At 49.9% G+C, this 17944-nt stretch carries 18 protein-coding genes; 6 read left to right on the top strand and 12 right to left on the bottom strand.

Annotation, left to right across the window (positions count from 1 at the left end):
- Positions 1-82 precede the first annotated feature (82 nt).
- Positions 83-868 carry a hypothetical protein gene (locus G3M78_09050; protein ID QPJ65532.1) on the top strand — a complete coding sequence of 262 codons (786 nt, stop codon included), beginning with the start codon at positions 83-85 and terminating at the stop codon, positions 866-868.
- On the opposite strand, the gene G3M78_09055 is transcribed toward G3M78_09050, so the two are convergent.
- The 11 genes from G3M78_09055 to G3M78_09105 form a co-directional block, all read right to left on the bottom strand.
- Entirely contained in the window at positions 849-1238 is a 390-nt protein-coding gene (locus tag G3M78_09055; protein ID QPJ65533.1) for a DUF423 domain-containing protein, read from the bottom strand. The two genes, G3M78_09050 and G3M78_09055, sit on opposite strands and share 20 nt — an antisense overlap.
- 12 nt (positions 1239-1250) lie before the next feature.
- Entirely contained in the window at positions 1251-1667 is a 417-nt protein-coding gene (locus G3M78_09060; protein ID QPJ66816.1) for a F0F1 ATP synthase subunit epsilon, read from the bottom strand.
- Entirely contained in the window at positions 1664-3085 is a 1422-nt protein-coding gene (gene atpD, locus G3M78_09065) for a F0F1 ATP synthase subunit beta (protein ID QPJ65534.1), read from the bottom strand. Before atpD ends, G3M78_09060 begins: the two co-directional genes overlap by 4 nt.
- A gap of 40 nt (positions 3086-3125) precedes the next feature.
- Positions 3126-3989 (bottom strand): ATP synthase F1 subunit gamma, encoded by an 864-nt coding sequence (gene atpG, locus G3M78_09070; GenBank protein ID QPJ65535.1) that lies wholly within the window; start codon positions 3987-3989, stop codon positions 3126-3128.
- Between the two features lie 6 nt (positions 3990-3995).
- Positions 3996-5498, bottom strand: a complete 1503-nt coding sequence (locus tag G3M78_09075; protein ID QPJ65536.1) for a F0F1 ATP synthase subunit alpha — start codon at positions 5496-5498, stop codon at positions 3996-3998.
- Positions 5499-5510: 12 nt separating this feature from the next.
- Positions 5511-6050 carry an ATP synthase F1 subunit delta gene (atpH, locus tag G3M78_09080; GenBank protein QPJ65537.1) on the bottom strand — a complete coding sequence of 180 codons (540 nt, stop codon included), beginning with the start codon at positions 6048-6050 and terminating at the stop codon, positions 5511-5513.
- A gap of 24 nt (positions 6051-6074) precedes the next feature.
- Positions 6075-6593 (bottom strand): F0F1 ATP synthase subunit B, encoded by a 519-nt coding sequence (atpF, locus tag G3M78_09085; protein QPJ65538.1) that lies wholly within the window; start codon positions 6591-6593, stop codon positions 6075-6077.
- Between the two features lie 90 nt (positions 6594-6683).
- On the bottom strand, positions 6684-6905 hold the full coding sequence (gene atpE / locus G3M78_09090; protein ID QPJ65539.1) for an ATP synthase F0 subunit C: 222 nt from the start codon (positions 6903-6905) through the stop codon (positions 6684-6686).
- Positions 6906-6956: 51 nt separating this feature from the next.
- Positions 6957-7688, bottom strand: a complete 732-nt coding sequence (locus G3M78_09095; protein QPJ65540.1) for a F0F1 ATP synthase subunit A — start codon at positions 7686-7688, stop codon at positions 6957-6959.
- 9 nt (positions 7689-7697) lie between these two features.
- Entirely contained in the window at positions 7698-7979 is a 282-nt protein-coding gene (locus tag G3M78_09100) for an AtpZ/AtpI family protein (protein QPJ65541.1), read from the bottom strand.
- Positions 7980-8245: 266 nt separating this feature from the next.
- Positions 8246-8572: a 4Fe-4S ferredoxin gene (locus tag G3M78_09105; protein ID QPJ65542.1), complete on the bottom strand. Its 327-nt coding sequence runs from the start codon at positions 8570-8572 to the stop codon at positions 8246-8248.
- Positions 8573-8726: 154 nt separating this feature from the next.
- Here G3M78_09105 and holB point away from each other — a divergent pair, with 154 nt between their 5' ends.
- The 5 genes from holB to G3M78_09130 all read left to right on the top strand — a co-directional run bounded on the left by holB (position 8727) and on the right by G3M78_09130 (position 16337).
- Positions 8727-9746 carry a DNA polymerase III subunit delta' gene (gene holB, locus G3M78_09110; protein ID QPJ65543.1) on the top strand — a complete coding sequence of 340 codons (1020 nt, stop codon included), beginning with the start codon at positions 8727-8729 and terminating at the stop codon, positions 9744-9746.
- 20 nt (positions 9747-9766) lie between these two features.
- The gene (locus tag G3M78_09115; protein ID QPJ66817.1) at positions 9767-10642 is read left to right on the top strand and encodes a sporulation protein; all 876 of its coding nucleotides are present in this window, start codon (positions 9767-9769) and stop codon (positions 10640-10642) included.
- A gap of 21 nt (positions 10643-10663) precedes the next feature.
- On the top strand, positions 10664-12676 hold the full coding sequence (gene metG / locus G3M78_09120) for a methionine--tRNA ligase (GenBank protein ID QPJ65544.1): 2013 nt from the start codon (positions 10664-10666) through the stop codon (positions 12674-12676).
- Positions 12673-14061, top strand: coding sequence for a YchF/TatD family DNA exonuclease (locus tag G3M78_09125; protein ID QPJ65545.1), 1389 nt, complete (start codon positions 12673-12675; stop codon positions 14059-14061). The genes metG and G3M78_09125 overlap by 4 nt, the downstream gene beginning before the upstream one ends.
- Before the next feature lie 146 nt (positions 14062-14207).
- On the top strand, positions 14208-16337 hold the full coding sequence (locus G3M78_09130) for a DUF262 domain-containing protein (protein ID QPJ65546.1): 2130 nt from the start codon (positions 14208-14210) through the stop codon (positions 16335-16337).
- Between the two features lie 253 nt (positions 16338-16590).
- Here G3M78_09130 and G3M78_09135 read toward each other — a convergent pair whose 3' ends face one another.
- Positions 16591-17736 (bottom strand): Fic family protein, encoded by a 1146-nt coding sequence (locus G3M78_09135; GenBank protein QPJ65547.1) that lies wholly within the window; start codon positions 17734-17736, stop codon positions 16591-16593.
- Between the last annotated feature and the right edge of the window lie 208 nt (positions 17737-17944).

Consider the following 17944-nt stretch of genomic DNA (forward strand, 5'->3'; position numbering starts at 1 on the left):
CACCTGCAGGTGTCATGCAATGAAATGCTTCGATAGATTCCCTACGCTTCTCGCAATATTCTTTTTATGGGCTTTGGTTTTGATGACGCCCTCGACGACAGCGTTCGCGGATGAAGCGCTGACTCTGGCAACTGAAACGACGGTGTCGCAAGACGGCGCGGTTCACATAAGCTTGACCGTTACCAATAGCTCAGGAAGCCCTGTGTACCATGTTCACCCGATGTTCCATTTTCACCACGCGATGGTGATGGGCGGAATGATTCACAAGCTCGATCCGGGCGAGAGCGTCCTCATTGAAAACGACGAACACCCGCCCGTACTGCGCGCCGGAAATTATCCGCTGGTGGTCATGGCTCAATACAAAGCCGGGATGAACGATTCGGCCAGCCTCGTGCAAACCCATACCAGTTCTTTTTATTATCAGGAGTCGTTGATTTCCCAAGTTCTTGGAGCCATCGAATATGTGCGCGAGTCGGGGGAGGGCAAGCTGAGGATTTTCCTGAACAACCAGTCGGGATCCCTGAAAAATGTTCGACTCATGCTGTTACTGCCGCCGGGCCTGGTGGCTCAGGAATTTCAGGAAATGAAAGGGTTTACCTTGCGCGGCGGCGAGCGGGTGAGCTTTGAGACGCCGATTCTGGAGACTCAGGCGGCCAGCTTGATGAATGGCAATTATCCGGTGTACCTGCTGGTGGAGTACGCCGAGATGCTCAAACATTACAGCCAGGAAATTCAGGGCGAAGTCTATTTCCCACCGATCTTCAACTTCAAACAGCATTGGCCGCATCTGCTGGCCATTGTCCTGCTCGGCTCGGCATTGGGCCTGTATTATAATTTCAGAAGAAAATTCAGATTGACTGAGATTTAGATTTTTTGAAGACGGTCCAGGCGAAGGTGAACCAGCCGATCATGAGAGAGAGTCCGCCGAGCGGCGTGATTGGCCCGAGAAAGCGCGGCCCGTCGAAGGTGAGTCCGTACAGACTGCCGCTGAACATGAGGATTCCGGCGACGAAGAAATAACCGGATTTTTTTAGAGGCTGGTTGTCAGGAGCGCCCCATTGAACGCTGACGATTCCCAGAAGTATCAAAGCGAGGGCGTGATAACCCAGGTATTGGGTTCCCGTTTGGAATGCGCCGAGTTTCTGGGCGGTGACGATCGCCTTCAGAGAATGCGCCCCGAAGGCGCCCAGCAAAACGCTCAAGCCCCCGAACAGGGCGCCTAAAGAAATCCATCGCATGAGGAAAAATCCTTAAGATTTTTTATCTTCCGCCCCTTCCAGGCGAGAGATGGCCCGGAACAGTTTCATCTGGGCTTGTTCGAATTCTTCCTGGCTGAGATCGCCCCGGCTCAAGCGTTCTTCCGCCGCTTTACGCGCGGCCATCGCGCGTTCCGTATCGATCTCGGTCAAAAGCTCCACCGTTTCGGCGAGGATGATGACCCGGTTCTCCGTGACCTCGGCGTAACCGCCGCTGACAACCATCGAAATGGTTTCACTGCCTTTTTCATAAGACAAAGTCCCCGCGCGCATGGTGGTGAGGATGGGAGCGTGATCGTAAAGAATTCCAAGGTCGCCTTCCGAGCCTGGAATATTGACCTGATCCACCTCTTCCGAGACGACCAGTTTCTGCGGCGTAACGATATTGAGTTCTAGAGTATCGGACATTATTTGGCAGATTTCTTATCGAGTTCTTTTTGTTTGGCGTGCACTTCGTCAATACCCGCCACCATGTAAAATGCCTGCTCGGAAAATTGATCGGCCCGACCTTCGAGGATTTCCTTGAAACTCTCGATGGTGTCCTTGACCTTGACGTATTTGCCCGGCGATCCGGTGAAGACCTCGGCGACAAAGAAGGGCTGGGACAGGAATTTCTGCATTTTTCTTGCGCGAGCCACCACCAGTTTGTCCTCCTCGGACAATTCTTCCATACCGAGAATCGCGATGATGTCCTGCAAATCCTTGTAACGCTGTAAAACGCGCTGAACGCCGCGAGCCGTGTTGTAATGATCGTCGCCGAGAATTTCAGGGTCGAGAATTCGGGAGGTGGAGTCGAGAGGATCCACCGCCGGGTAAATGCCCAATTCAGAAATTCGGCGCGAAAGAACCGTCGTCGCATCGAGATGCGCGAAGGTCGTCGCAGGCGCAGGATCCGTCAAGTCGTCGGCGGGAACGTATACCGCCTGAACGGAAGTGATGGAACCTTTTTTGGTAGAAGTGATCCGCTCCTGCAGGTTGCCCATTTCAGTCGCCAATGTCGGTTGGTAACCAACCGCAGAGGGGATACGACCGAGCAGAGCCGATACTTCAGAGCCGGCCTGCGAGAAACGGAAAATATTGTCGATAAACAACAAAACGTCTTTTCCGCCAACGTCGCGGAAGTATTCAGCAATGGTCAGACCGGTCAAGCCGACGCGCATACGCGCTCCGGGAGGTTCCGTCATCTGACCGTAGATCAGAGCCGTTTTGTCGATTACTTTAGAATCGATCATCTCGTGATACAAGTCGTTACCCTCGCGGGTTCGCTCGCCGACGCCGGCAAATACGGAATAACCGCCATGCTCTGCGCCGATGTTTCGGATCAATTCCATGATGAGTACGGTTTTGCCTACGCCCGCGCCGCCGAATAGGCCGGTCTTGCCGCCTTTCAGGTAAGGTTCCAGCAAGTCGATAACCTTGATGCCGGTTTCGAACATTTCCATGCTGGTGTCCTGATCTTCGAAAGGAGGCGCGTCGCGATGGATGCTCCAATGCGTTTCAGCGCCCACCGGTTCTTTTTGATCCACCGGTTCGCCGATGACGTTGAGGATACGGCCCAGAACTTTTTCTCCAACGGGAACTGAAATCGGCGCGCCTGTGTCTTCCGCTTCTTCGCCGCGAACCAGACCGTCGGTGGCGTGCATGGAAACCGTTCGCACGCAGTCGTTACCCAGATGCTGGGCAACTTCAAGGGTGATGAATTCGCTTTCATCTTTACCGCGGTTGGGGCGTTTGATTCGGATCGCATTGTAAAGTTCCGGGAGTTTGCCGCCCTCGAAGCTGATATCCACAACGGGGCCCATAACTTGAACTATTTTCCCTTTATTCATTCTGTTACTTCCTCCAGTTATCTTTTAATTCAAAATTCCGTCAGGCCTTGAGCGCTTCAGCCCCGTTTACGATTTCTATCAATTCCTTGGTGATATAAGCCTGTCTCGCCTGATTGTATTGCAAGGTCAGGCTTCCGATCATTTCGCCTGCATTTCGAGAGGCGCTGTCCATCGCTGTCATGCGCGCGCCGTGTTCGCCAGCCGCCGATTCGAGAAAGGCGCGAAACACCTGTGTTCTCATATAACGTTGCAGGAGCGAATCCAGCATCTCTTCCGCGTCAGGCTCGTATTCGTAGTCGACCTGATGTTCATCTTCCTTGACTTCATACTCAGGAACAACGGGAAGCAGTTGTTCGATAACGACGTCTTGCTGAATGACCGATTTGAATTCGTTGTAGACCACATAAACCCGGTCGACAGACTTGTTGGCGAATTCTTCCGCCAGATCGTCCGCAATTTTAGAAGCGAGAGCGTAATTGAACTCGCGCGTCCAGCCGATATAATCTTTCAAAATCGGAATATCTTTGGTCTTGAAAAAATCATTGCCCTTTTTACCGGCGAGGATCAATTGCGATTCGCGATTTGCGTGCGCCTGAATTTCCTGATTGGTCTTGCGGATGATGTTTCCGTTGAAACCGCCGCAAAGACCCTTGTCGGCGGTGATAACCAGATACAAAGTCTTGTTGTCCTCGCGGTGGCTCAGAAAGGGGTGCAAATCGTAATTACACCGCGTCGCCAGATGGCTGATCGCCTCCATGAGTTTGATCGCATAAGGCCGCGAACCGAGGATCGCTTCCTGAGCCTTGCGCAATTTGGAAGCGGACACCAGCTTCATTGCCTTGGTGATCTGCTGGGTATTTTTGACGCTTTTAATGCGCCTTCGAATATCTTTTAGATTAGGCATAAGCGCTTACATCAATCCTTTGTATTCTTCAACAGCGGCTTTCAATTTCGTTTCGAGGTCGTCGTCCAGTTTTTTCTGCTTTTCCAGCGTGCTGATGACGTCCATGTACTTCTCTTCCATGAAGTTCAGAAAACCCGTCTCGAATTGTTTGATCTTTTCGACAGGAACCTTGTCGAGCAAACCGCGAACGCCTGCGAAAATGGAAATGATCTGTTGCGTTGCCGAGAGCGGTTTGTACTGGTCTTGCTTGAGAATCTCGACCAGTCGTTCGCCGCGCGCTAACTGAGCCTGCGTCGCCGCGTCGAGGTCGCTACCGAACTGGGCGAAGGCCGCCATTTCGCGGTATTGCGCCAGATCCAGTCGCATTTGACCCGCCACCTGCTTCATGCCTTTGGTCTGAGCGGCGCCGCCGACGCGGGAAACGGAAAGTCCGACGTTGATCGCCGGGCGTACGCCGGAGAAGAACAGGTCGGTTTCCAGATAAATCTGCCCGTCGGTGATGGAGATCACGTTGGTCGGAATATAAGCCGATACGTCGCCCGCCTGGGTTTCGATGATCGGCAGGGCGGTCAATGAACCGGCGCCGAGATTATCGTCCAGCTTTGCGGCTCGTTCGAGAAGTCGGGAATGCACATAGAAAACGTCGCCAGGGTACGCTTCGCGTCCCGGGGGTCGTCGAAGGAGCAGGGACATCTGCCGGTAAGCGGCGGCCTGTTTTGACAAATCATCGTAAACGATCAGACAATGCTGACCGTTGTCGCGGAAGTATTCGCCCATGGCGCAACCGGCATAGGGGGCGATGAACTGCAGAGGCGCCGGATCGCTGGCTGTTGCGGCGACGACGATGGTGTATTTCATTGCATCATGTTCTTCAAGCGTTTTTACAACGCGCGCAACCGTCGAGCGTTTCTGCCCGACCGCTACGTAGATACAGAACATGTTCTGACCTTTTTGATTGATGATCGTATCGAGCGCGACGGCGGTTTTGCCCGTCTGACGGTCGCCGATGATGAGTTCGCGCTGTCCGCGTCCGATCGGGATCATGCCGTCGATGGCTTTGATGCCGGTCTGCATCGGCTCGTGTACGGATTTTCGATCAATAACGCCGGGCGCAAGTCTCTCGATGGGGCCGAATTGTTTGGTTTCAATCGGGCCGCGTCCGTCGATAGGCTCGCCCAGAGAGTTGACCACGCGACCGACCATTTCGGGGCCGATGGGCACTTGCATGATGCGTCCGGTGCGTTTGACTTCGTCGCCTTCTTTTATTTTATCGTCAAAACCCAGAAGCACCGCTCCGACGTTGTCCTCTTCGAGGTTCAACACCATGCCGACCAGTCCGCCCGGAAATTCGAGCAGTTCGCTGAGCATGGCGTTTTCGAGGCCGTAAATTCGGGCGATACCGTCGCCGACGGAAATGACCCGTCCGGTTTCTTTTAGCTCGATACTTGTATCAAATCCCTCGATCTGTTTTTGGATCAGGGCGCTTATTTCATCGGCTCGCAAATTCACTTAAACGATCTCCTATTTTTCGATGGCTTGTTTCATGATGGACAGGCGGTTTCGGAGGCTTGCGTCAGCAACCTGATCTCCGATTTGAACAATCAATCCGCCAAGAATCGATGCGTCCACGCGGGTTTCTATAATTATTTTTTTGCCGAGAATGCGGTTGAGCGCTTCGGTCAAACGGTTGACCTGATCGGCGTCGAGGGCATAGGTTCCCGTTGCGGAAACCCGGACCTGATTCAATCGGGCGTCTACCGCCTTTTCAAAATGATCGACAATATTCCCCAAGAACAAAATTTTAAGTCGCTCCGTCAACAGGAGAGCCAGATTGAGGATTTCCGTTCCGATGTTCATTTGAGAGCAAAGGTTACGAACCATCTCTTCCTTACGGTCCAGCGGTATCCCGGGATGGGAGAAGAACCGCGTCAGATCAGGTTGATCTGTGAAAGCCTGATTCAACGACCTCAGATGGTTCAAAGCGCTGTCCAGTTTTGAATCTTCCCTAATGCTGTCGGACAGGGCGTCTGCGTATCGTTTGCCTATGGCGTTTTCTAACATATGTATCCGCTATGCTTCTCTGGGTTAATTTTTGCGTTGGTCCATTGAACGGATGACTTCGTCAATCGATTCGTTGACCAGTTTCTTGCTGGCTTCGTCCGTCAGGTTCTTTTTCAGAAATTTTTCGGTGGAGGCGATGGTCAATTCGGCGGCGTAATCGCGAATTTCACTGAACAGTTTCTGGCGCATGGCTTGAATCTCGCGCTCGGTTTCCTGTTGCATGTGTTTGACTTTCGCCTGCGTTTCCTGAAGCGATTTTTCCTGAAGTTTCTTGCTCTCGTCGTAAGCCAATTGAACGATGGTGCTGGCTTTTTCGTGGGCCTTTTTCAGTTCCTCTTCCAACGTGAGTTTCAGTTGACGGCCTTCTTCGCGAAGTTTTTCCGCTTCGGAAATATCCGTGCTGATTTTCTTTTCCCGGTCTTCCAGCGCTTGAAGAATGGGCGGGAAGGCAAACTTCTTGAGAAGAACCAGCAGAAGCCCAAACGACAGCAGGGACCAGAAAATGAGGGAACTGAACACTCCCACTTGCTCAAATTGAGGCATTAGTGTCTCTTTTGAATATTAATGTGGATGATTATTTAATTATGACGGCGAAACGCCAAACGACCCTGGGGTCGTTTGGAAATCTCACGTTTACGGCATAATGATGAATGCAATGACCAAGGCGTACAGTGCGATAGCTTCTACCAGAGCGAAACCGATCCAGCAGTATTTTGCAACACGCGCTTCCGCATTTGGCTGTCGACCGACCGTCTCAATGGTTTTTGCAAAAATATATGCGATCCCCAAGGCGGCGCCGAAAAAACCCGCTGCACATAAACCCATTCCAATCAACGCTGCTGCTTCTGAACCCATTCTGTCATCTCCTAAAAAAAATATAAATAATAACGGCTGATATTACTTTTCTTAATGAAGTCGGATCACGTCGCCAATATAAACGCAGGTCAACGTGGTAAAAATATATGCTTGTATAAATGCGATGGCAATTTCCAGACCATTGATAATGATGGTGAAAGTGAATGGCATCCAGCCGATGAACAGCGACGCCGACATGGCAAGACCAAAGAGTACGGCCAGCACGGTGTGTCCGGCGGTCATATTGGCGAAGAGCCGAACCGATAATGAAATCGGACGGGCGACCATGCTGATAATTTCAATCGGAACCATCAAGGGAATCATGATTTTGGGAACGCCCGGTGGAACCAGAATGCTGAAAAAATGCCCGCCATGTTTCATGAAGCCAATGACCAGGGTCATGATAAAAATCACAATGGAAAAGGCTCCTGTCACAACCAATTGACTGGTGATGGTGTAGGAACCGGGAATCAGACCGATCAGGTTGCAGGACAGGATGAAAAAAAACAGGGTGGCGATGAACGAGAAGTATTTCTTGCCTTCTTCCTTGCCGATGAATTCATCGACCATGCCTCTTATAAACTCCAGGCTGATTTCAAGAACGCTTTGAAGTTTTGAGGGGGTCTTGGCGCCTACGCTTTTGCCGCCTGCGCGAAACAGGAAATAGACCACGGCCATTCCGGCCCACATCGCCAATATCGCTTTGTTGATTGAAAGATCCAGCTCTCCCAGTTTGATCGGGATGATGGGGTCTAGATGAAAATGGTGTAAAGGACTTTCCATAATGCCTGTTTATTTTTCCTGTTGATCGTCGTTAATTGAGTCGCTTTTATTTTTTTGCGCGGCGTCCTGCTCTGCCGCGTCGTTTTGATTCATCATTGCGATGCGATACACTGTCATTATTCCCGCCGCTCCGCCCAGCAGGATTCCGAACACCATGAACCAGGGCCGCGTTTGAAAGTACCAGTCGATGGCGTAACCCATAGAGCCTCCGACAAAGGTCGATACCATCATTTCCGTACCCAACCTAAGCGCAAGACTCAGTCCACGACGGAAGTCGTTATTTTCGTCCATTGCTTAGGAAACCTGGGGTGTTTTAAGACCTGCGGGCAAAAAAACGGCCTCATGATACATCAGGCGGAATAACTTGTCCAAATTTGTTTTTTGGTTTTTTTATTTTATCTGGTAAGTGATTGATTCAATTGTATTATGCGCAGAACCCCGTTCGCCGCGCAAACAAAAAAGACCTTCCCCATACGACATGGATCAGCGGCACGGCAAATCGTCTGTCATGCCCGTGTTCATGTCGCCAAAAATCCGACGAGTTTTTTTGAATTTACCTAGTAAGGCAACTCGCCATTCTCAGATTCGAAATCCTCAAGAGAAACCATATCGATCGCATCCCAGGGGCAACCTTCCAACAGCGTATTCATCGGTCCCTTGGTGATGCATTTTTTACATCCAATGCACAGCAGGGCGTCGACGTAAACTCGGTTGAATGCCGGAGCGTCTGGATTCTCTACCTCATACATACAGTTGTCGACGGGGCATTCCGTGATGCAGATCGGGGAACCGCTACAGCCCGTGCATGCGTCGTTGATAACGGCGAGTATTTTGGGTTTTCGTTTTCTTTGACCTGTTTTTTTGGCTTTTTCTTTGACGGCCATGATATATTAAATAATGTGTTTATATTATTTTTATTAATGATTTAAACCGAACTCATTTATTACCAGAAAGTTGTCGGTTTTGCAACGATATTGCCCGACCCGGTCCTATAAAAATATTCTTCCTGTCCGCATTGGGCTTTGAAACGGTTGTTTCATGGGATTTTACGGTGTACTTGGCCAGGAACGGCCGCAACAAATCATACTTCAGGCTCTGGCGAATGAGAAATTGCCTCACGCTTATTTGTTTTATGGCGAAGACAGCGTGGGCAAGAAGAAAATCGCATGGGAGCTGGTCAAAGCATTGAATTGCGAAGCGCGCGAGGAGCAGGGCGCTTGCGGGCGCTGCGGTCCTTGCCTGAAAATAGAAAAGAACCAGCATCCCGATGTGCATTTTCTCGAACCGAAGAAAAGCAGTCCGACCGCGAGAATGAGTTCCATCAAAATTGAACCGCTTCGGGAACTGCAACAACGTCTTTCTTTTCAGTCTTATGAGGGGCATTATAAGGCGGCGATCATTGACGGGGCGGATTTGATGAATCCGCAGGCGGCGAATTCTTTTCTGAAAACGTTGGAGGAGCCGCCGGCACGAACGATTTTTATTTTGATTGCTTCGAATCCTCATAATTTACTTCCAACGATTGTTTCCCGTTGTCAGGGGATTCGTTTTTTACCGCTGAGTCCGGGCGATGTGCGCCAGATCATCGCGCAGCAGGTCGAGCAGGGCAATCTGGAGATTGACGAGGGCGAATTGGAATTGCGGGCTTTGCGTTCCGGAGGGCGCATCGAAGCGGCTCTGGATGAGGATTTATTGCGAATCTGCGAACGGCGCGGAGAATTCCTGAATTTGATCCAAAACGTTTCGTTCGATCACATGTCGAAGATTTTTGAATGGTGCAAGGTGGTGGCCAAGCAGACGGACGATCTGCCGGCCTGTCTCCGAGAGATCGCGCATTTGCTTCGCGATCTTGCGATTCTCAAATCCTGCGGCGAGACGGGCGCGATCGTGAATGCGGATATGCGCGACGAATTGCTCGCTGTTGCGGAAACTAAATCGCTGGAAACGCTGTTGAGGATGTTTCAGAGCGTTTCAAAAACCCTGTTTGATTTGAAATTTAATTTTAATGTTCAATTGGCGCTGGAATCCATGTTGATTGATTTTTGCGAGGCGGCTTGAAAATGGGAATCCTTACTCATATGGAAACTCAGGCCCATCGGTCTGATGAAAGCAAGCCGGAGCCGAAACGCTTTGTGATTGGCGTACGCCCCACCGACGGGGTGCGTTCTGAATTGTGCGACCCCGGCGAATTGCGCTTGCGGGTGGGAGATCAGGTGATCGCGCAAACTCAGGCCGGCGTTCAGATTGGCGTCATCGCGTCAAACAAGATCATCGACTATCGAAAAAAACAGCCGGGATGCAAGACGGGCAAGGTTCTGCGAATCGCAAACGCCAACGACTTGCAGACGCAGAGGAAAAAAGAGGAATTGGAGTACAAGGCGAAATCATTTTGCATTGATAAAATCACCGAATTGAAATTGCCCATGAGCCTGAGCCGGGTGGTGCATGAGCCGAACGAGAAAAAAACCATTTTTTTCTTCACCGCGGAAGGACGGGTCGATTTTCGTCAACTGATCAAAGAACTCGCCAGTTTCCTGCGACACCGCATTGAGATGCGTCAGGTCGGCGTGCGCGACGAGGCGCGGGCGATCTCGGGAACGGGAATCTGCGGCGAAGAGCTGTGTTGCACGCGATTCCTGAAAGATTTCAATCCGGTGACGATTCGCATGGCAAAGGATCAGGGGCTGGCCCTGAATCCCGGAAAAATTTCCGGCGTGTGCGGTCGGCTGATGTGTTGCCTCCAGTACGAACATGAAGTGTATCGAAACCTCTCCAAGAGCATGCCCAAGATTGGCAAGAAAGTCGAAACGCCTTCGGGGCCGGGCAAGGTGATTAAAAATGAAATTCTGAATCAGTTTGTCGTGGTGCGACTCGACGACGATTCGGTGCTTTCATTTCCGTCGGACGAAGTCCATACTGCCAAACCGCGCCCCTCGTCGGATAAACCCGCTTAACCCTTAACCTCATTTCATTACATGCAAGGATCGCGAAGTAAGTTTTACGTAACCACGCCGATTTATTATGTCAACGATGTGCCGCATATCGGCCACGCCTACACCACGATTGCGGCGGATGTCGTTGCGCGTCGCCAGCGCCAGGAAGGTAAGGAGGTCTGCTTTCTGACCGGAACCGACGAGCATGGGCAAAAGGTGCAACAGGCCGCGCGCGATCTGGGAGTGACGCCGCAGGCGCATGTCGACCGGCTTCATGTCCGTTTCAAGGAGCTGTGGGAACGCTTCAATATTTCCAACACCGATTTCATTCGCACCACCGAGGAGCGTCATCAAAAAGTCGTGCGCGAAATTCTCACGCAGTTGTTTGATCGCGGCGAGATTTACAAGGCCTCGTATGAAGGCTGGTACTGCACGCCAGACGAACGGTTCTGGACGGAGAAAGACCTTGTGAACGGGGCTTGCCCGGAATGCTCGCGTCCTGTCGAAAAGATTCTGGAACACAATTATTTTTTCAAGATGGGGCAGTACGGCGACTGGCTGAAAGAGACCATTCAAGCGAACCCGGATTTCATTCAACCCGCTTCACGGCGCAATGAAGTGCTGGGATTTCTCGGCAATCCCTTGGGCGATCTGTGCATCTCGCGTCCCAAGTCGCGTCTGGAATGGGGCATCCCTCTGCCGTTTGACGAGGACTACGTCACCTATGTCTGGTTCGACGCGCTCATCAACTACATTTCCGCGCTGGGCAATTATGATGATTTGAAGGGCGATAGCTTCTGGCCCGCGGATTATCATCTGGTGGGAAAAGACATTCTCACCACGCACGCGGTGTATTGGTCGACCATGCTAAAGTCGATGGGTCTGCCGACGCCGAAGTGCATCTTCGCGCATGGCTGGTGGACGGTGAATGGCAAGAAGATGTCGAAGTCCCTGCGCAACGTGGTGGAACCGAATCTGCTGATCGATCTGTTTGGCGTCGACGCCATTCGCTATTTCCTGATGCGCGAAGCGCCTTTCGGTCTGGACGCCGATTTTTCCCATCAGGCGCTGGTCGGTCGCATCAACAGCGACCTTGCAAACAATCTGGGCAACCTGCTGAACCGCACCGAAAACATGATCAAGCGTTATCATGAAGGAAAAATTCCCGAGCCGGTTGGCGATCCTTCGCATGAGCGCCTGAAAGAGCAGTTCGCCGAGGCGATTCCGGAGATTGAAAAACTCTATGGCGAGTTGGCCTATAACAAAATCCTTGAACGCATCTGGAGGCTGGTCGACGCGGGCAATAAATGGATCGACGAGAAAGCGCCCTGGAATCTGTTCAAGACCGAAGAGGGCAAGAAGGAGTTGGCGGGGGTCATGTACCACATCGCCGAAAGTTTGCGCGCCCTGGCGATTTTGATTTATCCCTGCATGCCGCACACGGCAGAACAGATTTTCAAACGCCTGAACGCTTCCGGCTCGCCGGAGTCCCTCGGCATGGCGTCGATCCTTGAATGGCGCGGCCTGCAAACGGGCGCGGCTCTTCAGCCGGGCGAGCAATTATTTCCGCGCATTGATGAAAAACGAGAAGCTGAAATCAACAAGACCTTGGAGTCGGCTCAAAAAGAAAACGGAGAAAAAGTGACTGAATCAGCGGCAGAAGTATCTGAAAAAAAAGAAGTGGAAGTAAAAAAAGAAGAACCGAAATCAACTGGGGAGAACGGCGCATCGCCGATCATCTCTTTTGAAGACGTGATGAAACTCGATCTTCGAGTGGGAACGATACTGGAAGCGGAAAAGGTCAAGAAATCAAAAAAACTCATTCAGTTGAAGGTGGATATCGGTTCCGAAGTGCGTCAGGTGGTCGCGGGCATCGCCGCGGCTTACGAGCCGGAAGCGCTGGTGGGACGCTCGATCATTCTCGTCGCCAATCTCAAACCGGCGAAGCTGATGGGCATTGAATCGCAGGGAATGGTCCTTGCCGGTAGCGACGCCGATAAAATCGTGCTGGCGGGATTCGATCAGGAATTGCCCAATGGAGCCCGCGTTAAATGATTATTGATACGCATGCGCATATAGACGTCGAACAGTTCGACGAGGATCGCGAAGAGGTGATCGCGCGCGCTCGCGAGGCGGGCGTTCAGTATCTCGTCAACGTCGGTTGCGACGTGGAGAGCAGTCGCCGCTCGCTCGATCTGGCGGAGCAGTATGACTTCATTTATTCCACCGCCGGAGTACATCCGCACGACGTGAAATCCATCGACGAATACAGCTATGCGCGCCTGCGCGAATTGCTGGCGCATCCGCGCGTCATCGCCGTGGGAGAGACGGGACTGGACTATTTCAAAAACTATTCGCCGCAGGAAGACCAGCGCATTCATTTTCGCAAGCAGATCGAACTGGCGCGCGAATTGGGCAAGCCACTCATCATCCACACCCGCGACGCGGCGGAAGACACCATTAAAATTCTGTCGGATTATTATCCGAAAGACCCGACCGCCCATTCGGGGATTTTTCACTGCTTCTCCGGCGATCAGCGTCTGGCGGATCAGGCTCTGGAACTGGGCTTTTATATTTCATTTTCAGGATCGGTGACTTTCAAGAAACTCGAAGACCTGCGCGCCGTCGCCAAAACCATTCCCGCCGACCGCCTGTTTGCGGAGACCGACTGCCCCTATCTTGCGCCCGTTCCCAAACGCGGCAAACGCAACGAACCGGCTTACGTCAATCACACAGCAGAACTGCTGGCGGACCTGCGCGGCGTCAGCATTCAGGATTTTCAACGCACCTCGGCCCTGAACTTTTACGAACTGTTCGGCATCGGCGACAATGCGAAGACCGGAACGGTCGCCTATCAGATTCGCAACTCGCTGTACCTGAACCTGACGCAACGATGCACGGCGGATTGCGTCTTCTGCACGCGCCTGACGCGCCCGGTGGTGCAGGGCTACAATCTGGCTCTCGACCGCGAACCGACCGCTCAGGAAGTCTGGGAGGCGATCGACGATCCCAAAAAATACGAACAGATCGTTTTCTGCGGATTCGGAGAACCCACCCTGCGTTTGAACGTGATTAAAGAAGTCGCGGCGAAAATCAAAGCCGCAGGCGGACAGGTGCGCCTGAACACCAACGGACACGGCAATGTCATCAACAAACGCAACATCCTGCCTGAACTGCAAGGACTGATCGACGAAGTGTCGGTGAGCCTCAACGCCGAAAATTCAGAACACTACGACGCCGTCACCCAGCCCCTGCCGATGTTTCGCAACGGCATCTACGACAAGGTCAAGGAGTTCATCGCCGAAGCGAAGAAATACATCCCCGTCGTGCAGGCCAGCATCGTCACCCATCAGGACGAAGTGGATGAAGAACGTTGCGAAGAAATCGCCGAAGAATTCGGCGTCAAGTACCGCGCCCGCCGCTTCAATATTGTTGGTTAATGTGGGTGTTTTTATGCAGGCAATGATTCCATTTCTTTCCTATCTAGACGCTTCTAAGAAAGATTAGATCTATTATTTTCTTCGTGTCCACTTATTTCTGGGAAGTTCACTGTTCAAGCCAGGTACTAAAATAGAGGATAGAGGGTATGAAAATTTCACAAATCCTAGACAAAATTGATCAGCATCAGCTGTTTGTTCCCGCTTTTCAGAGAGAGTATGTTTGGAAGCGAAACGATGCAAAGCGGTTGCTAGATTCGCTGATTAAGGATTACCCCACTGGAACTATGCTGACTTGGGATACCAATCAGCCTCCTGAATTTAAAGGGAAAATCCAGTATCGCTCCGAGATGGGTACAGTGAAAGTTATTTTGGACGGTCAACAGCGGATTACTACTCTTTATATGATAATCCGTGGAGAATTCCCCCCTTATTATAAAGCTACAGAAATCACTCATGATACTCGAAGCCTTTACGTCAACGTTGAATCGCTGGAGCTTTCTTATTATCAAAAAAAAATGATGGAAAATAATCCTTTATGGGTAAAACTGATTGATATTTTTGACAAGAATATCAGGTTGAAGGACGTCGTTCGGGCATTAGAAAATATTGGGCAAGAAGTTTCCCGTGATAGAGATGATTTAATAGATGACAATTTGAACGCTATTACTAGGATTATGGACCGAGATTTTCCTGAGCAGTCTGTTCCTGTAAAAGCCACGCTCAGGGAGGCGATTGACATTTTTTATATTGTCAACGCCAGCGGGATAAATCTTACCGACGCAGAACTGGCTCTTGCGCAAATCTGCGGCTATTGGCCTAAGGCAAGAGAGGAATTGAAAAAAAAGCTTTTCGAATTGGAAAAAGACGGGTTTGTATTCAAATTGGATTTCCTAGTCTATGTCCTATTGGGAGTACTCTATAACATGGGATCAGAAATGAGCAAACTCCATACTCCAGACAACGAGGACCGGATAAAGGAAGCTTGGAAAAAATTATCGGGTGAGACTTTGGACTATGTCATGAATATTATGCGGTCAAAGGCATTCGTCGATCATACAAAAGAAATTAACTCAGTTTATGCATTGGTACCCATCATCGTTTATGTTTACAGAAAAAATAGCGATCCTCTCTCTGATAGGGAGATTAAGAAGGCGGTTAAATGGTTTTACTATTCCCAAATTCGTCAAAGATATGTTAGCCAAATGCCTCAGAAGCTGGATAAAGATATTAGTATTGTTGTCCAATCCGAAAATGCATTTGACGAGTTATTGAGTATTATTAAAGCAGAAAGACCATTGGAGATTTCCAAAGATGAGTTTATTGGAGTTGATATACGGAACGCATTGTATGGATTAATGAGGTGGTACTTTAAAAGTAAAAATGCGGTTTGCCTGAGCACAGGGATCAGCATTAGGCAGAATATGGGTAAGAAATATGCTTTGGAGCAGAACCATATCTTTCCATACTCCCTGTTGAGCAAAAATGGATACAATAAAAATAATCGGCAAAAGTATGCCTTGGCCCAGGAAATAACCAACCGAGCGGTTCTAAGCCAAACGGGAAATATAAATAAGTTGGCTTCTCCTGCGGAGGATTACCTTTCCGATGTGAGTGAAAAATTCCCCAATGCCCTTCAACTGCAAAGCATTCCAAGCGACAGGGAACTTTGGAAACTTGAAAATTATGAAAAGTTTTTAGAGGCTCGCCGTCGACTGCTAGCAGAAGAGTTGAACAACTTTCTAAATACTCTTGTTGACTCAGTTGATACCAGTGTTGAAACTTCTCTGGAGGAGTTAATTGCCGAAGGGGAGAGTAGTGACTTGGAATTTAAATCTTCTCTTCGATGGAACTTAAAAGAAAACCGCGCTGATAAAAAAATAGAGGGGATTGTTGTGAAAGCTATTGTAGCCTTAAACAATGGAGAGGGAGGCACCCTACTGATTGGCGTTAACGATGAAGGAACGATTCTGGGCTTGGACTATGACTATACAAGCTTAGATGGGAACAAGGATGAATTTGAACTTCACTTAAGGGAATTGGTAAAGAATAATTTTGGGGTGAACTTTGCCACCAATAATATTGTTATAAGTTTTCCTGAAATTGATGAAAATGAAATTTGTCAAGTGAAAGTTAAAAAAGGATTGGAGCCGCAGTATCTGGAGTTTGTAGATAAAAACGGGGTCAAATCAAAAAAGTTCTATGTAAGAAGTGGGAATTCTTCTATCGAAGTTCCACTTGAGGAGGTTGCGACATATATAAATAATCGGTTTTTTTGATAAAGAGAAAAAGGACACTTCGGTAGCACCCAAATAAGATTTGTAGAAAATTTGTTTCTGAATTAATTCAAAATTGAAACCCATTAGAAACATAGTAACCTATCTGTGTAATTCTCCTCCAATACCAAGGTGATTGAAGATTGTAAAAGTTGAAACGAGTTCCGTGAATTGCACAAATCACAAATCTTCTTTCAGATTCTGCTTGGTGTAGGACTTGGCGTTTTCGATCAGCGCTTCGCATGTTTTGTATACCCTAAGGATACAAACTCGGGAACCACCTCTCCACGATGCCGATGGGGAACCCCAGGCGCACGGGGCCTTTTACGCTTCTTGAAGTGAGAAGACCCTTTTCCAAAAGTTCTTTTAGAACGGTGCGCGCTTGTCGGTCTTTATAGCCCGTCAAACCAGCGGCCTTGCCTCGTTCAAACTCACCCGCTAAAAGCGATTCTCGCAATAAAGGGAAAGAGCCTTTCGGCAATCGCCTGGCGCGAACTTCTTCTTCGCTGTAAATTTCGATTCGACGGATGAGTTCATCCGGCTTGAGCAGGGATTCCATAAAGTCGATTTGATCGATACACACGCCTAAAAAGAACGCGCAAAATTCCTCCAGCCCCTTTTGAGAAAGGGAGCCACGTCCATCCAGATCCCCTTGCCGCGGTGCGTCTGCCGCATCCAGACGGGTCTTGTAGTTTTCAACATTGCGAGCCAGCCCGCGCGATGCCGACCAAAGGCTACTGCCGATTCCAATGGTTTTCAGGTAGGCGTGAGAGTACAGGCGCGCCACTCTTCCGTTTCCATCAATGAAGGGATGTATCCAGAGCAGGCGGTGGTGTGAAGCCGCCGCCGCAACGAGCCTGTCCATACGGCCTAATCTGTCTGGGTCGTAAGCGTCTGTAAATCGTTTTAGAAAATCAGGGATGTTTTCAGCGCTTGGAGGGATATGCCTTCCCACTGCAACGTCTGTTTCTCGAAATTTCCCAGGCTCCACAGGAATTTTTTCTTTTGTATCCGGGTTTTCGACCCAGAGGAGATCATCCGGCAGATGTTCGCAGAATTCCCTGTGAAGCCATTGGATAAAAGCGACGGTTTTATTCTCTTCTATATTTTGAGTATCGATTTTTTCTTGAAGAAGGATATGCGCCTTGGCTTCCAGTTGCAGGTCTCTTTTTTCAGGTTCCGCAGAAAAATCACCCTTCAGGGCGCGGTCAATATCCCTTGGGTGGGTGTCATGCCCTTCTATGAGATTGCTGTAATAGCAGTTCATGGAGCGAACGAGTTCGCCAATAGAAAGCTGGGTGGTGGGATGGATCATCCCCGCCAGATGGGCCGCTTTTTCCGACAATTCAACGCCGAGGTCCTGCAATTCTCTGGAAATTGGAGAAGGCAACATAGGTTCCATTAGAGTGACTGGTTCACTTTTTGCCATGTTGATTGTAAAAATTGCCGATTAAAATTTAGAATCTAACTATATATATTACTTTAGTTAAAGTAATTTTTAAACTTAATTTTTGCCGATATTTTTGCCGGTTGGGTGGGAGGGGTTTTGGCACACAATCCCCCTATGAAGAAAAATGGCCAGGCAAACTCGCTGGCAGGAAAAAATGCTC

The organism is Candidatus Nitrohelix vancouverensis (assembly GCA_015698305.1).
GTDB classification, from domain to species: Bacteria; Nitrospinota; Nitrospinia; order Nitrospinales; family VA-1; genus Nitrohelix; species Nitrohelix vancouverensis.

Bases quoted from the DNA above. Each gene is read 5' to 3' on its own strand.
- metG (QPJ65544.1), top strand. From the start codon at position 10,664: ATGCAAGGATCGCGAAGTAAGTTTTACGTAACCACGCCGATTTATTAT.
- atpD (QPJ65534.1), bottom strand. From the start codon at position 3,085: ATGAATAAAGGGAAAATAGTTCAAGTTATGGGCCCCGTTGTGGATATC.
- G3M78_09130 (QPJ65546.1), top strand. From the start codon at position 14,208: ATGAAAATTTCACAAATCCTAGACAAAATTGATCAGCATCAGCTGTTT.
- G3M78_09125 (QPJ65545.1), top strand. From the start codon at position 12,673: ATGATTATTGATACGCATGCGCATATAGACGTCGAACAGTTCGACGAG.
- atpF (QPJ65538.1), bottom strand. From the start codon at position 6,593: ATGCCTCAATTTGAGCAAGTGGGAGTGTTCAGTTCCCTCATTTTCTGG.
- holB (QPJ65543.1), top strand. From the start codon at position 8,727: ATGGGATTTTACGGTGTACTTGGCCAGGAACGGCCGCAACAAATCATA.
- G3M78_09050 (QPJ65532.1), top strand. From the start codon at position 83: ATGACGCCCTCGACGACAGCGTTCGCGGATGAAGCGCTGACTCTGGCA.
- G3M78_09055 (QPJ65533.1), bottom strand. From the start codon at position 1,238: ATGCGATGGATTTCTTTAGGCGCCCTGTTCGGGGGCTTGAGCGTTTTG.
- G3M78_09095 (QPJ65540.1), bottom strand. From the start codon at position 7,688: ATGGAAAGTCCTTTACACCATTTTCATCTAGACCCCATCATCCCGATC.
- atpH (QPJ65537.1), bottom strand. From the start codon at position 6,050: ATGTTAGAAAACGCCATAGGCAAACGATACGCAGACGCCCTGTCCGAC.
- atpE (QPJ65539.1), bottom strand. From the start codon at position 6,905: ATGGGTTCAGAAGCAGCAGCGTTGATTGGAATGGGTTTATGTGCAGCG.
- G3M78_09115 (QPJ66817.1), top strand. From the start codon at position 9,767: ATGGAAACTCAGGCCCATCGGTCTGATGAAAGCAAGCCGGAGCCGAAA.
- G3M78_09105 (QPJ65542.1), bottom strand. From the start codon at position 8,572: ATGGCCGTCAAAGAAAAAGCCAAAAAAACAGGTCAAAGAAAACGAAAA.
- G3M78_09135 (QPJ65547.1), bottom strand. From the start codon at position 17,736: ATGGAACCTATGTTGCCTTCTCCAATTTCCAGAGAATTGCAGGACCTC.
- G3M78_09100 (QPJ65541.1), bottom strand. From the start codon at position 7,979: ATGGACGAAAATAACGACTTCCGTCGTGGACTGAGTCTTGCGCTTAGG.
- atpG (QPJ65535.1), bottom strand. From the start codon at position 3,989: ATGCCTAATCTAAAAGATATTCGAAGGCGCATTAAAAGCGTCAAAAAT.